Here is a 17,943-nt window from a genome sequence, read left to right as displayed (position 1 = left end):
TCAACTAACTTTTCTTTCTGTCTAAAACCATATTTGTCAATTTGCAAAGCGAAATCAAATTCCCTTCTTCGTCGGTAATTTTAATTTCCCAAAGATGAATACTTCTTCCTTTATGAATGATTCGAGCCGTTCCGAAAACAAAACCTTCACGAATACTTTTTAGGTGATTTGCCGAAATTTCGATACCTCGAACTTCCTGCTCTTCCGGATTTACAAAGAAAAAAGATGCTGCACTTCCTACGCTTTCGGCCAAAGCAACCGATGCTCCTCCGTGTAGCAATCCCATTGGCTGATGAACTGATGCATTTACTGGCATTTTTGCTGTCAAAAAATCTTCTCCAGCATCTATATATTCTATTTTTAGCGTCTCCATCAAAGTGTTTTTAGAAAACGCATTGCAGTGAGCCAAAATCTGTTCTTTTGTATAATTCATTAAAATAAGCTTTAAAATCGTAAAATTAAACAAAAGAGAAGATACAAATTAAAAAATCCATTTGTATTATTAAAAATCATTTATGAAGCTGTCAGATTTTTGCTATTTTTACCGAAACAATAATTTTGGGGCAATTAAATTTTAAAGTTTTTCTGCCACTCCCGATAGTAATCGGGATGCACAGATTCTCACAAATTAAAAGTCTTGAAAAAAAATCTTTTTAATCCTTTTATCCCGATTACTATCGGGAGTGGCAGAAAAACAAAAAACAAAAAAATGCGTCAATACTTTACACTCTTCATTCTTGCTATAATTTTTGCTTTCAGCTCATGCCGAACTGATTTTGACACTGTTGCAAGTTCCGGAGATTTGAAGTTTTCAAAAGATACCGTTTATCTGGATACTGTTTTTAAAAACATCGGTTCGAGCACGTATCAACTTAAAGTTTACAATAAAAGTAAAGACGATATTTCGATTCCGACCATTCAGCTAAAAAAAGGATTAAGTTCTAAATATCGAATGACGGTTGACGGAATGAGTGGCAACAATGGCAAAATTTTTAATGATGTTACGCTTTTAGCCAAAGACAGTTTGTATATTTTTATTGAAACTACGGCCGATATTACAGATGCAAATCCTGCTGATTTTTTATATACAGATGAAATTCAATTTGACAGTGGCGCAAATCTTCAGGAAGTAGCACTGGTTACTTTAATTCAGGATGCTGTATTTTTATATCCAAAACAAAATCCTGACGGAAGTAAAGAAAAAATTAAAATTGACGGTAAAGATGTCGATGGTTTTTACTTGGATGAAAATGACGCTGTAAACGGAAATGAACTGGCTTTTACAAAAAACAAACCGTATGTTATTTATGGTTATGCCGGTGTTCCGGAAAATAAAACCGTAACTTTTGAAGCGGGTTCTAAAGTATTTTTTCATTCTAATTCTGGGCTTTATGTTGCTTCTAATGCTTCACTTCAGATTAATGGAACTGTTTCTGCAACTGAAAAATTAGAAAACGAAGTTGTTTTTAAAGGCGATCGTCTTGAATCTTTATATGCTGATATTCCGGGACAATGGGGTTCGGTGATTTTTTCTAATGGAAGTAAAAATAGCTCCATCAATCATTTAACTTTAAAAAATGGTACGATTGGTCTTGATATTAAAAGCACTGGAAATACTTCAATAAAAAATACTCAGATTTACAATTGTGCGCAATACGGAATTTTGGCTCAAAATGCTCGTATTACCGGAGAAAATATCGTTATTAATTATGCTGGTTTAGCAGGTTTATCTTGTGTTTACGGTGGCAATTACAGCTTTACACATTGTACTTTTAATAACAATTGGCAGAGCAGTTCGCATTTTGCAGTCAGTTTGAGCAATAGTTTGGCTGGCGCAGCCCCGGAAGCTAATAATTTGACTCAGGCGAATTTTAACAATTGTATTATTTATGGTTCTAATACCAACGAATTTAATCTGAGTAAAAATGCTAGTGCAAGTTTTGTTTATCAATTAAATAACTGTCTACTTAAATTCAGTAGTTCAAGCACTAATCCTGATTATCAATTCACTTCAGATCCGGTACATTACAATCAAATTATTCTAAATCAAAGTCCGAAGTTTTTTAATATCTCAGAAAACAAACTGAATATTGATAAAAGTTCTGGCGCTTTCGCGAAAGGGAATCAACTTTATAATATTCCGTTGGATATTATCGGGAAAACCAGAACCTCTCCTCCTGATTTGGGTGCTTATCAAAGTGCTGATTTTCCGAAGTAATTTTTATTTTTTTCTCGCAGATTTTGCAGATTTAGAGGATTTTTTTCTTGTAAATGAATTTCTCGCAAAGACGCAAAGTCGCAAAGTTGTCTTCTAAGGAAATAAAAAACTTTGCGACTTTGCGTCTTTGCGAGATTAAAAAAACTTCCTAAATCTGCAAAATCTGCGATAAAAAAACTTAGTGTCTTAGTGTCTTCGCGGCAAACCTTATAACAGTAAGAAAATATATCTAAAATTTAAACATCTCTTAATACAGCCTATTCTAAAAAGTAGTAAATTTGATACAATTCTAAAATTAAAATATTAATAATCAATTTATTGAAATCTTAATTTTCACAATTTCAAACCAAATCTTAAACTGCTTTTTATGAAAAAAATCTACTCTTTATTATTTTTATTGGTTTTTACCGCAAGTTTTGCACAGATTCCGTCGGGTTATTACAACACAGCAACTGGAACAGGTTATACTTTAAAAACACAATTGTACAACATTATAAAAGGCCACACCGATAATGGTTATGCTGGTTTGTACACAACCTACCAAACTTCCGACGTTGACAATTTCTACGAAAATGACGGAACAGTTTTAGACATGTATTCTGAAAATCCATCAGGAACAGATCCTTACAATTACAGTACTGGAAGTACGCAAAGATGTGGCAATTATTCTGCAGAAGGAGATTGTTACAACAGAGAACATATAATTCCACAGTCTGTTTTTAATGAGCAGTCACCAATGGTTGCCGACGCACATTTTATTACACCAACCGATGGAAAAGTAAACGGAATGCGTTCTAATTACCCACACGGAACAGTGAGTTCTGCAACTTACACTTCGCAAAACGGAAGCAAATTAGGATCAAGCAGTGTTTCTGGATATTCGGGAACTGTTTTTGAACCTATAAATGCTTTTAAAGGTGATATTGCCAGAATGTATTTTTATTTTGCAACACGTTATGAAAATACAGTTGCCGGATATTCTTATGCGATGTTCAATGGTACAAGCAACCAGGTTTTTACAACTGCTTTCCTAAATATGCTTTTGGCATGGAATACGCAAGATCCTGTAAGTGCGAGAGAAATTGCCAGAAATAATGCAGTTTACGCACGTCAGGGAAATAGAAATCCATATATCGATCATCCGGAATATGTGAGTCAAATTTGGGGCGGTACTTCTGGAACTGGAGATACTCAGGCTCCTTCTACTCCAACAAGTCTAGCTTCTACAGCGAAAACTGCTACTTCTATTTCGTTAAGCTGGACCGCATCTACAGATAATGTAGCTGTTACGGGTTATGATGTTTATGCAAACAGCGCTTTAAAAACAACAGTTTCCGGAACAACTGCAACGATAACTGGTTTAACTGCTTCTACAAGTTATTCTATTTATGTAAAAGCAAAAGATGCTGCAGGAAATGCTTCTGCATCGAGCAATACAATCGCGGTAACAACAAACAGCAGTGGCGGAACAGGAACAGCGACAGAACTTCTTTTCTCTGAATATATTGAAGGTTCTGGAAATAATAAGGCTTTGGAAATCGCTAATAATACAGGAAGCGCGGTAAGTATGTCTGTTTATACAATTAAAAAACAAACAAACGGTGCTGGAGCTTGGAGTACAGGTTTAGCTTTGACAGGAACTTTAAGCAGCGGCGGAAAATATGTTGTGGTAAACAGTTCTATTTCTTCGACTTGTTTCTTAACGAGCGCTGCCAATATTTCGACAACAGCAACGGAGTTGACTTTTAATGGAAATGACGCTGTAGGTTTATTTAAAAATGGCGTTTTGATTGATATTATTGGAACTTTTAGCGGTGGAACTGCTAACTTTGCAGCCGATGTAACTTTAAGAAGAAAATCGACTGTAACTGCTCCAACGACAACATTTAATTTAAGTTCACAATGGGATTCTTATGCTACAGACACTTGCAGCAACTTAGCAAGCAAAAAAGCTCCAATTGCTGAAACTGAAGAAGAAATCCCAGTTTATGTGGATGGAATTTCAATTTACCCAAACCCTTCTGATGGAAACTTTAATGTTGGTTATGGAGATTCTATTTCTTATTCGATAGAAATTATTTCTTTTGCAGGACAAAAAGTATTTGAAAAACAAAATACTACAGACAATGCAGTATCAGTAAGTCATCTTGCAAAAGGAATTTACATTGTTAAAATCACAACTGCAGAACAAACTGTAATTAAAAAGATAATCATCAACTAACTAAAATTAGATTTTGATGTATTTAAAAAGCGGCAGATTGCCGCTTTTTTTATGGGTTGTTTTTTTGCTCGCAGATTTGGCAGATTAAGCGGATTTACACGGTTGCTATATTATTTTCACAGATTTATTTCTAAAACCCAAATAATTTTTAGGCTGTTAAATCTGCTTAAAAAATCTTTGAGTCTTTGTACCTCTGAACCTTTGTATCTTACATTAAGATTTCTAAAATCTACATCACTTAAATCTGCTCAATCTGCCAAATCTGCGTGAAACAAAACCTTTGAGCCTGTGTTCCTCTGAACCTCTGAACCTTTGTAACTCCGTATCTTTGTACCTCAAAAAAAGATTCTTTTCAAATTTGCGCTTGCTATTTATTTACACTAAATTTGCAGCTCAATACAACAAACTACACAAAATGATCCATTTCTTTGAAAACCAAAGCAAAACTGTTTTTGCCGTACAAACGCAAAACGAAATTTCAGCTCAAGACATTTCAAAATTAAACTGGCTTTTTGCCAACTCCAATAAGATCGAAAAATCCGCACTGCCGGGTTTTTTTGTTGGTCCACGCGCCACTATGATCACACCTTGGAGTACAAATGCTGTAGAGATTACTCAGAATATGGGTATTCCGGGCATTATCAGAATTGAAGAATTTCATCCGGCAACAGAAGATTTCAATGATTTTGATCCGATGCTTTCTCAAAAATTCAACGAATTAGATCAGGAAATTTTTACTATCAACATTCAGCCGGAACCAATTCTGGAAATTGATGATATTGCTACTTACAACAAAGTGGAAGGTTTAGCTTTAAGCGAAGAAGAAGTAGAATACTTAAATAATCTTTCAACAAAACTTGGAAGAAAACTTACTGATTCTGAAATTTTTGCTTTCTCGCAAGCGAATTCAGAGCACTGCCGTCACAAAATTTTCAACGGAACATTTGTAATTGACGGTGAAGAAAAAGAGACTTCTCTTTTTAAATTAATCAAAAAAACATCACAGGAAAATCCTAACGATATAGTGTCTGCTTACAAAGACAACGTTGCTTTTGTAAAAGGACCAAAAGTGCAGCAATTTGCACCAAAATCTGCTGACAAACCAGATTTTTATGAAGTAAAAGAATTTGATTCGGTTATTTCATTAAAAGCAGAAACACACAATTTCCCAACAACTGTAGAGCCTTTTAACGGAGCTGCAACAGGTTCTGGAGGAGAAATTCGTGACCGTTTAGCTGGAGGTCAAGGTTCATTGCCATTGGCTGGAACTGCTGTTTATATGACTTCTTATTCTCGTTTGAAATCTGAGTCCGCTCAGGATGACAGAAAATGGGAAAATGCAGTTGAAGAAAGAAAATGGTTGTACCAAACGCCAATGGATATTTTGATCAAAGCTTCAAACGGAGCTTCAGATTTCGGAAATAAATTTGGTCAGCCGCTTATTACAGGTTCTGTTTTAACTTTTGAACACGAAGAAAACAACCGTAAAGTAGGTTACGATAAAGTAATCATGCAGGCAGGTGGAATTGGTTACGGAAAACTAGATCAGTCAATTAAGAAAAAACCACAAGAAGGCGATAAAATCGTAATTCTTGGAGGAGAAAATTATAGAATCGGAATGGGTGGTGCTGCGGTTTCTTCTGCAGATACAGGAGCTTTTGGTTCAGGAATTGAGTTAAACGCAATTCAGCGTTCGAATCCGGAAATGCAAAAACGTGCTGCAAACGCAATTCGTGGTTTGGTAGAAAGCGACAACAATCCAATTGTTTCGATTCACGATCATGGTGCGGGCGGACACTTAAATTGTCTTTCTGAGTTGGTTGAAGAAACTGGAGGTTTAATCGATTTGGATAAATTGCCTGTTGGTGACCCAACACTTTCTGCAAAAGAAATTATCGGTAACGAATCTCAGGAAAGAATGGGATTGGTTATTGGTCAAAAAGACATCGATACTCTACAAAGAATCGCTGACAGAGAGCGTTCACCAATGTATCAGGTTGGAGATGTTACGGGCGATCACCGTTTTACTTTCCAATCACATTCAAACGGTTCAAAACCGATGGATTATGCTTTGGAAGATTTCTTTGGAAGTTCTCCAAAAACGGTTATGACCGATAAAACTATCGATAGAAAATATGCTGACGTTTCTTATTCGGCAAATGATTTCGAAAGTTATTTAAAAGACGTTTTACGTTTAGAAGCGGTTGCATCAAAAGACTGGTTAACGAACAAAGTTGACCGTTGCGTTGGAGGAAAAGTAGCAAAACAACAAAATGCAGGTCCGTTACAATTGCCTTTGAATAATGTTGGTGTAATGGCTTTGGATTATTTAGGAAAAGAAGGAATTGCAACTTCTATCGGGCACGCTCCTATTGCGGCTTTGATTGATCCTGCTGCAGGTTCTAGAAATGCAATTGCAGAATCATTATCAAATTTAGTTTGGGCTCCGATTATCAACGGAATAAAAGGTGTTTCTCTTTCTGCAAACTGGATGTGGGCTTGTAAAAATGAAGGTGAAGATGCTCGTTTATATGCTGCGGTTGAAGCTTGTTCTGAATTTGCAATCGAATTGGGGATCAATATTCCGACAGGAAAAGATTCACTTTCTATGAAACAAAAATATCCAAACGACGAAGTAATTGCGCCGGGAACGGTTATTATTTCTGCGGGAGGAAATTGTACAGATATTAGAAAAGTAGTTGAGCCTGTTTTACAGAAAAACGGAGAATCAATCTATTATATCAATTTGTCTCAGGATGATTTCAAATTAGGAGGTTCATCTTTTGCACAAATTAGAAATACAATTGGAAACGAAACATCAACTATTAAAGATTCGGCTTTCTTTAAAAATGCATTTAACACGATTCAGGAATTAATCGGTGAAAACCAAATCTTGGCTGGACACGATATCGGAAGCGGTGGTTTGATCACTACTTTATTAGAAATGTGTTTTGCCGATGTTAATCTTGGAGCAAAAATTGATTTTTCTGTATTTAATGAAAAAGACTTATTAAAAATCCTTTTCGCAGAAAACATCGGAATCGTATTCCAGGCAAAATCAAACGAAGCAGTTGAAACTAAATTAAAATCAAATAATATCGAATTTTTCAAATTAGGTTCAGTTCAACAAACTGCAAGTTTGGAATTTGGAATTTATAATTTGGATATTGCGAAGTATAGAGACATTTGGTTCGAAACCTCTTATTTATTAGATCAAAAACAATCTAAAAACGGAAGAGCTCAAGCACGTTTTGAAAACTATAAAAATCAGGTTTTAAATTATACTTTCCCTGCACATTTTACAGGAAAAGCGCCTGTCATCTCGAGCGGAGTCGAGAGACCAAAAGCAGCAATTATCCGTGAAAAAGGAAGTAATTCTGAGCGTGAAATGGCAAACGCAATGTATTTGGCAGGATTTGATGTAAAAGACGTTCACATGACGGATTTAATTTCTGGTCGTGAAACTTTAGAAGATATTCAATTCATCGGAGCAGTTGGAGGATTCTCTAACTCAGATGTTTTAGGTTCTGCTAAAGGTTGGGCCGGAGCTTTCTTATACAATGAAAAAGCAAAAACAGCTTTGGATAATTTCTTCAAAAGAGAAGATACTTTATCTGTTGGAATCTGTAACGGATGCCAGTTGTTTATGGAATTAGAAGTAATTAATCCTGAACACGAAGTTCACGGAAAAATGCTTCATAACGAAAGCCAGAAACACGAAAGTATCTTTACATCTGTAAAAGTTCAGGAAAACAATTCTGTAATGCTTTCTACTTTGGCAGGAAGTACTTTAGGAGTTTGGGTTTCTCACGGAGAAGGAAAATTCAAATTGCCTCTTGCAGAAGAAAACTACAATATTGTTTCTAAATATGCTTACGAAGGATATCCTGCAAACCCGAACGGTTCTGATTACAACACGGCAATGATGTGTGATAAAACCGGAAGACATTTGGTGATGATGCCTCACATTGAGCGTTCAACTTTCCAATGGAACTGGGCGCATTATCCAAAAGACAGAAATGATGAAGTTTCTCCTTGGCATGAAGCTTTTGTTAACGCTAGAAAATGGATTGAGAAAAACTAATTTTTTCTTTTTACCATTAAGAGATTAAGTTAATTAAGCTTTTGCCTTAAGTTTTAAGGAGATTAAGTTTCAATCTTAATTCGAAATATTTTTTACCATTAAGAAATCAAGTTTTTATCTTAATTAACTTAATCTCCTAATGGTAAAATTCATTAAAAAACGTTCGGTTTCCCGAGCGTTTTTTTTTGACAATATCTTAATATTTACTAAGTCTAATTTAATAATATCTTAAGCTGCTTTTTCTGCGTATTTTTCAATTGATAAATACATTTGTCAGATGATAAAAATTATTCAAAAATCGGCTTTTTTCTTTATCGCATTAATGTGTCAATTTTCTTTTGGACAAAAACAAGAACAAATAAAAGGAAATGTTTCTGATGGCAAACTGGCTATTGAATTTGTTGATGTCATTTTAAAAAATACTGCCGATTCTACAAAAGTGGTTTCTTATACGGTAACCGATGCTTCGGGAAATTTTGCTTTAGATCAGATTCTTTCTGGCGATTATGAATTACAGTTTAAACTTATTGGATACAAATCAAGATCTCAAAAAATAAAAATTTCATCTCCCAATTCGGTGGTTTCTTTAGGCACCATTTTGTTGGAAAACGACACTAATTTATTGAACACGGTTGTGGTGAATTCGCAGAAAAAACAAATTCAGAAAACAGAAGAAGGTTTTGTTTTTAATGCTGCTTCAAACATTTCTCAAACTGGCGGAACGGCTACAGATATGCTTAAAAGTATTCCGACTGTGGCTGTAGATGCAGACGGTGGTATTACGCTGCGAGGAAAATCGCCGATGATTTTAATTAATGGTAAAAACTCTGCCATTACCAACATGGATCAAATTGCGGCGAGCAGTATTGAAAGTATAGAAATCATAAGTAGTCCGACGGCGAAATATGATGCCAATGCAGAAAGCGGGATTATTAATATTAAACTGAAAAAGAATAATCAGAACGGGCTTAACGGCGCTTTGGTTTTAGGAACTGGTTTTGGTGCAAAAGGAAGATTGAACAGTTCGGTTCTTTTGAATCAAAAAACAGAGAAATGGAATTTTGGTTTGGGATATGACAATCGTTTTGCAGGAAGAACTAAAAGAATAGAAGGCAGCAGAACGAATTATTTTATTGATGATGAACATTTTATCAATCAAAATAGACATGACGAACGTACAGAAGGTTTGCAAAACCTTAAACTGAATATTGATTTTTCTCCAAACGAAAGAAATACTTTTTCATTTGAAGCACTAGGAAATCTCGAAAGTCAGGATAATGACGAAACTTTGCGAACAAAAGTAAACACAAATACGAATAGTTTTTTCTCCGATAATATCCGGCATTCTTTAGAATTAGAACGTTCAAAAGCGGCTGAACTGGCTTTTAATTATGATAGAAAATTTTCTGACGACAGAAAAAGCCTGAGTGCGAGTATTACTTCTTCTTTTAATTTTCATAGAGAAAACACGAATATTGACACCAATAATTATGACGAAAATGAAATGCTGATTGGAAATCCTTTTTTGCAGCGAACTCATAATTATGAAAAAGAAAATATTTCGAATGCCGTTTTAAATTACACTTTTCCGGTTGCATCAAAATCAGTAATCGAAACGGGTTATAAGGGAACATTCCGTTTCTTTAATTCTGATTTTCAAAGTGCAGATCAAATCAATAACGAATATGTAATTAATCCGTTATCGAGTACTATTTTCAATTTTAACGAACAAATAAATGCGGTTTACGGTTTGTTGAATTCGTTTATAGGAAATGCTGAAAATCCAAAATGGAAATACAATTTGGGTTTGCGCGCAGAAAATGTTTCTAATACCGGTGCTACAGAAAACAATAGTGATCGCTTTAACAACAATTATCTAAAACTTTTTCCGTCGGCTTCTCTACAATTGAATATAAAATCGGATGAATTTGTGAAATTTGGTTACAGCAAACGCATCAACCGCCCGGATTTAGACGAACTGAATCCATTTGTGGATATTACCGATGCTTTGAATCCACATGGAGGAAATCCGTATTTAAAGCCCGAAATTATTCATATTCTGGAAATGAGTTACAATAAAGAATGGGATAAATATTCGTTTTCTACAAATGCTTTTTACCGAAATGCCAATAATACTATTAAGCAATACGCTCAACTTCAGGATAATGGCGTTATTTTGCTAAAACCAGAAAATATAGGCAGTACAATAACGTATGGTTTAGAAACTACTTTCAGCTTTAAACCACTTCCTTTTTATGACGGAAATATTAGTGTAACAGCTTTTCAGCAAAACATAAATGCTTCTAATCTGGCGCAGGATGTTGTAAATAATGCTTTTAGCTGGTACGGAAAAATGATCAATAATTTTATTCCCTGGAAAGGCGGAAAACTTCAAATCATTGGAAATTATAATTCGGCTCTCGCAACGCCACAGGGAAAAAGAATTCCGATTTACAATGTTGATTTGGGTTTTCAGCAAAAACTCGGAAACGGAAATTCCCGTTTAGGATTGGTTGTTACCGATATGTTTAACACATTAGAAAGCGGTTATAAAAACAATACTTTACTTTTTGGAAGCAGCCGAACTTCTAAATCTGATACGCGCGCGGTTATGCTTACGTTTGCTTATACTTTTAAATCTGATTTTAAAGAAAAACTTTTGGAAAATCAGTTTTCTACGGAATAAAATTTGCACAAAATGCATAAAAACACATTCTTATAAATCAGATTCCTTTTTTCTATTGAATTTTGAATTATATTAGCCAAAAAAATCCTGCCACTGGATTGTTTTTGATAATCCAAAAAATTTAAAATCCTACATAGAATGAAAACCCTAAAAGTTATCCTTTTTACATTATTCTTAATCTCGACACAATCTTATTCCCAAGTTAAGGTACAGCAGATTACGTATAGAATTCACGATCATTATATTGCAACTACAATTGGTTATCCTATTATTGGAACGTACTATTCTGTTGGAAAAAAAGAACCTATAATTATCTTAAACGCCGACGGAACCGGTATGCTGCAAAACGAAGATTTGAGCAAAAAAAATATTACATGGGGAATTGAATGCGATGATGCCGGTGTTCCTGAATTTAAAGAAGGTTTTAATAGCGCTACCTATACTTTTTGGTACAAATTAGACAATACAGAAGATTGGTTGTATTCTCAATTCTCAATCCATTTCAACAAGAAAAAAATGTTTATTATGGGCGAAAGAGTTAGAGATTACGAAGACGAACCAGAACCACAAAGAACTGCTTCTAAATAATTTTTATACTATTTTAATAAAATTACTGCAGAAAAGAAAACGTTTTCGTTGAATTTTAATAGTACTTGTAATTTTTCCCATTTTATTTTATAAAATTAAAAATCGTACCTATTTTTTATTTAATTTGCAGTAAAATTCAACATATTAAACATGGTTTCAATCACACGCCTTTTTGATTTTCCTTATTATCAACAAGAAACTTACGACCTTCCGGTTGCTTTGGCGACCAAAAAAAATGGAGCTTGGGAAAAGACATCCAGCAAGGAATATATTGCAAAGGCTAATGCGGTTTCGAGAGCATTATTGCGTATGGGCGTTCAGAAAGATGATAAAATTGCATTGATCACTTCAAATAACCGTACGGAATGGAATATCATGGATATTGGTATTTTGCAGACTGGTGCGCAGAACGTTCCTATTTATCCAACAATTGCCGAAGAAGATTACGAATATATATTAAATCATAGTGGTAGTGTTTATTGTTTTGTTTCTGATACAGAAGTACTGCAAAAAGTAAACGCTATAAAAGCAAATGTACCAACTCTTAAAGAGGTGTATTCGTTTGATGAAATTCCGGGTTGCAAACATTGGACTGAATTATTAACAACAGGACAAGACGAAAGCAATCAGTCTGAAGTTGAGGCTAAAAAAGAAAGTATTCACGAAGACGATCTGGCTACTATAATATATACTTCTGGTACAACAGGAAGACCAAAAGGGGTTATGTTGTCGCACAAAAACATTGTTTCTAATGTTTTAGACAGCGCACCAAGAATTCCGTTTGATGCAGGAAAAAGCACAGCGTTGAGCTTCCTGCCTATCTGCCATATTTTTGAAAGAATGATTTTGTACATCTATCAATATTATGGTGTTTCGGTTTATTTTGGAGAATCTATTGATAAAATCAGTGATAACTTAAAAGAAGTTAAACCTACCGTTATTACAGCGGTACCAAGACTTTTAGAAAAAGTTTACGATAAAATTTATGCTAAAGGCGCAGAATTAACCGGTATCAAGAAAAAATTATTTTTCTGGGCGATCGATTTAGGTTTAAAATACGAACCTTACGGAGCCAATGGTGCTTGGTACGAATTTCAGTTAAAAATTGCCAGAAAACTTATTTTCAGTAAATGGAAAGAAGGTTTGGGCGGTAATCTTGATTTAATGGTTTCTGGAAGTGCAGCTTTACAGCCAAGATTAACAAGAGTTTTTGCTGCGGCAGAAATTCCGGTTATGGAAGGTTACGGATTATCTGAAACTTCGCCTGTAATTGCAGTAAACGACCAAAGAAATAAAGGCTTTAAGATTGGAACTGTTGGAAAAGTAATTCGCAATGTTGAAGTAAAAATTGCCGAAGACGGCGAAATTCTTTGCAAAGGACCAAACGTAATGTTAGGTTACTATAAAGATCCTGAAAAAACAGCAGAAGCCTTAAAAGACGGTTATTTTTACACCGGAGATATTGGAGAAATTGACAGCGAAGGTTTCTTGAAAATTACCGATCGTAAAAAAGAAATGTTTAAAACTTCTGGCGGAAAATACGTTGCACCGCAATTGATCGAAAATGCCATGAAACAATCTCGTTTTATTGAGCAGATTATGGTAATTGGTGAAGGCGAAAAAATGCCGGCAGCTTTTATTCAGCCAAATTTTGAATTTGTAAAAGAATGGGCAAAAATTCATAAAATTACTTTAGGAAGTACGAATGCAGAAATTGCTTCAAATCCAGATGTGATCAAGCGTATTGACGGCGAAATTGAAGAAGCAAACAAAAAGTTTGGACACTGGGAACAAATCAAACGTTTTGAGCTTACGCCGGATGTTTGGTCTATTGAAGGCGGACAGCTTACTCCTACTCTAAAACTAAAACGTAAAATCATTAAAGAAATCTATAAAGATCTTTACGCAAAAATCTACGGGAACAATAATTAATCAAAATAAAGTAACCAACGGAAAAGGGCTGTCTCAATAAGACAGCCCTTTTTTAATACAACCTATTTAATTACGCAGACACCAATGCATAATTTTAGCAATGTTTTTGGCATCGTCAATACCGCGGTGATGCGTTCCTTCCAGCGAAAGTTTTAACAATGCTAAAGCACCGTTCATTCCGGTTGGTTTTTGCAAGCCGAACTTTTCGGCAAACCAGGTTTTCACATTAATATGTTGATCGCCCATCGGGTACGGAATTCCAAAGGATTTACATTGTTTTTGAAGCATATTCAGATCGTACTGACCGTAACTTGCCCAAGTATATAAATCGGGTTGATATTCCTCTGTTAATTGATCTATTGCTTCTTCAAAACTCACTCCGTTTTTATCCAGTAAATCCTGTGTAATAGTGGTAAGCTCCGTACAAAACGAACTCACCGTAGATCGTTGCGGTTTGATGAGAATACCTTTGTTTTGGGTAATTTCTCCGCTTTGTGCATCTAAGACCGCTAATCCGATTTCAATAATTTCATTTTGCTGGCCCTTCGGGACCTCGCCCTGCCAGCATGTGGCTTCTAAATCTATGATAATAATTTTATCTGTAGTTTTCATTTTGTTTCATTTTTAATAATTAATCACTAAAAACCGCCAGTCTTTTTACCGGCGGTTTTCTTTTTACGATACTACTTTTCGTTTGGTCAACGCAACGTTAGCCACTCAAATTCGTGATTATCTTTCCCGGATAGAAATCCTGTTCTGTTTTCTTAGAAAAGAGATTTTTAAAGTTTGCAAAAAGACTTTTTTTCTCAGAATGTTTTCGAGTTTTTTCTTTTTTATCTTTTACAAAACTTTCCATTTCAACAACTGCTTTAGCTTTACTTTTCACTTTAGCGTTGTCTCTGGTTTCAACCTTTTTTATTTCTTCCGTTCTAAATTTCTTAAAAGGACGTGATTCGAAATCAACCAAAATCGCAGCCATATTTATAGCATCAATATTTGTCAAATCTGTTTCTCCTTTAAAGAATGTTTCGATAGGTCTGAACTTGTCTTTTTTCTCCTTAAACTTATTCTTTTTGGTGTGTTCAAAATCCATAGCGAACAGGTTTTTAAAGACGTTCAAATCGTCGGGAGTTGGATTACCTTCGAAAATCATCCAGCAGAAATCACGTAGTTTTCCACGAGACGGACTGTACAAATAATCAAAGTGTTGTCCTTCTTTTTCTATCTCATATTTTCTTCTAATCGCTTTTTTATAATCTTTTAATGTATTGTTGTGCATGATATTTTATTTTAATGGTTATTGAGAATCTCAGGAATACTTCGTAATTCAGGGAAACCAATAACCTCAAAGGTTTACATGCACCTTTACATTATCAGCGCAATATCATGTTATTGACATTGCTTTATCCCTAAAATTTACCTCAGCCTTCCATAGTTTCATAAGTTTCGAGGCGCCGCCTTCATCACAAGAAATGGAGTACTTCCTAAATCGACTTAAATCTGTTTGATCAAAATAATGATCTGTCTTAATGGCTATTTTTTGATTCATTTTTTACTATTTTTTTAAACTTTTAAACTTTGCGTCTTAGTCCCGATAGCTATCGGGATCGTGGCAAAAACGCATAAAAAAAGCACCCGATTAAAGGTGCTTATGATCATTATAAGATATACTTATCTTATAGTCCATGTGTATGCACCTGCATTGTAATATTTCCAAAGGCCGAGCCTGGTTTTACTAATTCTATTTTATATTCTAAACTGAAATCCATTTTTATATATGTATTATTTTTAATTTTTTTTATTTGAAACCCTGATTGTGATTTCTTCGACAAATATAATATTGAAAAAATCAATTCTCCAAATTTATTTTAAAACTAATTTATTGATTTTCAATTATTTAAACCAAAAATAAAAGCAAAGAAATTCCTGTCCGCATACTAGTGCAGATTTTCATTTTATATTAAATGATTGTCATTCATCCAATTACTCTCCAAGTCTTTTTTACTCTATTTGGGTTAATCAATAAAAAATTTTTCATTCATTTTTTTTAATTATTTCTATTATATAAGTTAATTCCTATTTCGTTTTATCAAATTGAGCAATGCCTAAACTCGCATTATGTCACACTGAGCGAAGTCGAAGTGCAAAAAAAAAGCGCCCTAAATAAAAGGACGCTTTCTATATTTTTTAATCTCGAATACGATATTACAATTTATCTTTCTCTTCGAAAAAATACATACTACATCCATAACTTCTCGCCGAGGCAAATCCTGCCAGACGATCATTATTTAGTGTTTTAATTAAACTAGTACGCATTTCTTTTTGCTTTTATTTGAAGTACAAATGTAGCTATTTATTTCTTAATTTAACATTTTATGCTAAAAAAGTTAAAAATAAAACATGCTAATAATCATTAAAACTTAAAATTAATTATTCTTAGATTCAATACCATTTGAAAAAAAATACCCTGCAAATTGGTGTTTGCAGGGTTTTGTTTTTATTAGTTTGTTTTGGCACCCGCGATAGTGTTGCACGCATTTTAAATTTTTAAATCTGAAAAAAGAAAAAAAGTTTAATCAATCTTAAAAATGCAGATAGCAAAAGTCTTATTGTATTATATAAAAACCCTTTATAGGCAACTCACTGTTTGTTGTTTGCTTTAAATTTATAGAAAAGCTAAAAATTAACTTTTATTATAACCGTAAAGAGCAATAATTATGTCAGAAAATATAAGAGTGGGCGGAAATGTAAATATAAAAGTAGGTGGCACAACAAGATGGTACGCTAAAGAAGGTGTTGAGATTAATTCTAATGGATATATAGATTATTTTGCTCCAAAATATACGTATGGCGATCCTCAAGATCCGCCTTTAAAAGAAGGCGTAAAAGAAATAGAATTGATAACTCCTTTAGAAGATGGTTCTGCTAATGATTTAAGCGGAAATTTACAAAAAGGGATGATTTTTGGAAATACATATCAATTTAAAGTAAAAAGCTATATAAACAATGTACCGTCCAATATAAACAACATAAATTGGATGATAAAATATCATAGTTTATCAGAAAATAAATGGATAGAAATTCCTTTATCAGCAAAAGGAGATAATATAAAAATTGTAATGGCCGAAGAAGATCTTTGCGGGCGTTTTGTTTATGTTAGAGCTTATTTAAAATATCCAGAAAAGGAAAGTGAACTTAAAATTTGGAAACACAATAGGTTTAGATGGTTTGATAGAAAACAGCTAAAACAAGAAATTGAAGATCGAATTATAAATTCCTATCTAATTGATCAAGGCGGAAGTTCCATGTGCGGAATTGCTGTCGTGGGATTCAATTTTGCACGAGAAAATGGTCAAGCTTATAAAAATTTTATCTTAGATATACACCGAAAAGGAAAAGCAAAAAACGCCTTAACAGGTTACAAATTGGTTATTGATAATGATCAACATTTAATAGAATATAAGCAAACTGATATTGTTTATCCAGAAGAATCTCTATCAACAAAAAAGATGGCGTTAGCTGATTTTATATTTTTAATTTGTTTAAAAGATAACATGAACTCAGTTTTTGATTATGATCCTAACGGACCTAATGCTGGGGGAATTATTGAGGGAGGGACAGGATTAACGTTGCCTCATGAAGTTGCACAATTAATGAAAGATATGGCTAATTATAAAGATGTTATTAATGATACCAATCTAGTTATGTCAAGATCAAGAGGCGCATCTGTTTGGGTAAATAAATTACAAGATAAACTAAAGCTAGGATATAGAATAGGATTACTAATAGATAGTGATAATTTTTCAAAAAATAAAAAATCAATTTTTACAGTTCCTACTCATTGGGTTGGATTAATCGATATAAATTGCAACGATATTACTGAATTAGTAGATGTTAATGTATATACTTGGGGAGGAACCAGAATTTGGACTCTTTCTTATGATGTTTTTAAGGATGGTTTTTTTGGATATATAGCTGGTAAATAATTATGAATAAATTTAAACTTTTTTTAAAACATAATTTTATAAACATACTAAAGATTGAATTTTATTTATTCTTTATGTTTATTTTATTAACTATACTATTTCATTTTGATAATAACGCTCACCAATATTTTAATAATACAGATTTTCCTTTGAATCTTAATGGAATTTTTGCTTTAATCATTACATTATTTTTTGGATTGTTTTTTTTTATTTGTTTAATATTTCCTT

General features: G+C 33.8%; 10 protein-coding genes. 7 read left to right on the top strand and 3 right to left on the bottom strand.

Translation table 11 applies throughout. The features are described from left to right. Positions 1-4: 4 nt before the first annotated feature. Positions 5-433 (bottom strand): hotdog fold thioesterase, encoded by a 429-nt coding sequence (locus EV144_RS13380; RefSeq protein ID WP_134149531.1) that lies wholly within the window; start codon positions 431-433, stop codon positions 5-7. Between the two features lie 276 nt (positions 434-709). On the opposite strand from EV144_RS13380, the gene EV144_RS13375 reads away from it, so the two are divergent. The 6 genes from EV144_RS13375 (at position 710) to EV144_RS13350 (ending at position 13,729) form a co-directional block, all read left to right on the top strand. Continuing rightward, a complete protein-coding gene (locus tag EV144_RS13375) occupies positions 710-2,218 on the top strand; it encodes a right-handed parallel beta-helix repeat-containing protein (RefSeq protein WP_134149956.1) in 1,509 nt (502 codons plus the stop codon). Positions 2,219-2,585: 367 nt separating this feature from the next. Further along, complete coding sequence (locus EV144_RS13370) at positions 2,586-4,439, top strand: endonuclease (RefSeq protein ID WP_134149530.1); 1,854 nt, start codon at positions 2,586-2,588, stop codon at positions 4,437-4,439. Positions 4,440-4,854: 415 nt separating this feature from the next. Then, positions 4,855-8,523 (top strand): phosphoribosylformylglycinamidine synthase, encoded by a 3,669-nt coding sequence (gene purL / locus EV144_RS13365; RefSeq protein WP_134149528.1) that lies wholly within the window; start codon positions 4,855-4,857, stop codon positions 8,521-8,523. A gap of 277 nt (positions 8,524-8,800) precedes the next feature. Further along, positions 8,801-11,209, top strand: a complete 2,409-nt coding sequence (locus tag EV144_RS13360) for a TonB-dependent receptor domain-containing protein (protein WP_134149527.1) — start codon at positions 8,801-8,803, stop codon at positions 11,207-11,209. A 138-nt stretch (positions 11,210-11,347) separates the two neighbouring features. After that, entirely contained in the window at positions 11,348-11,797 is a 450-nt protein-coding gene (locus tag EV144_RS13355) for a hypothetical protein (protein WP_134149525.1), read from the top strand. Positions 11,798-11,947: 150 nt separating this feature from the next. After that, a complete protein-coding gene (locus EV144_RS13350; RefSeq protein ID WP_134149524.1) occupies positions 11,948-13,729 on the top strand; it encodes an AMP-dependent synthetase/ligase in 1,782 nt (593 codons plus the stop codon). A 66-nt stretch (positions 13,730-13,795) separates the two neighbouring features. Here the strand turns inward: EV144_RS13350 and EV144_RS13345 are convergent, their stop codons facing one another. Both EV144_RS13345 and EV144_RS13340 read right to left on the bottom strand, forming a co-directional pair. Next, on the bottom strand, positions 13,796-14,341 hold the full coding sequence (locus tag EV144_RS13345) for a 3'-5' exonuclease (protein WP_134149523.1): 546 nt from the start codon (positions 14,339-14,341) through the stop codon (positions 13,796-13,798). Positions 14,342-14,438: 97 nt separating this feature from the next. Further along, entirely contained in the window at positions 14,439-15,008 is a 570-nt protein-coding gene (locus EV144_RS13340; RefSeq protein WP_134149521.1) for a hypothetical protein, read from the bottom strand. Between the two features lie 1,438 nt (positions 15,009-16,446). Here EV144_RS13340 and EV144_RS13335 point away from each other — a divergent pair. After that, complete coding sequence (locus tag EV144_RS13335) at positions 16,447-17,715, top strand: hypothetical protein (RefSeq protein ID WP_134149520.1); 1,269 nt, start codon at positions 16,447-16,449, stop codon at positions 17,713-17,715. Positions 17,716-17,943: the final 228 nt, after the last annotated feature.

The organism is Flavobacterium sp. 270, assembly GCF_004368785.1.
In the GTDB taxonomy this organism is placed as follows: domain Bacteria; phylum Bacteroidota; class Bacteroidia; order Flavobacteriales; family Flavobacteriaceae; genus Flavobacterium.
The sequence above is the reverse complement of the archived record's forward strand: the minus strand, read 5'-3'. Positions and strand labels throughout refer to the sequence as shown.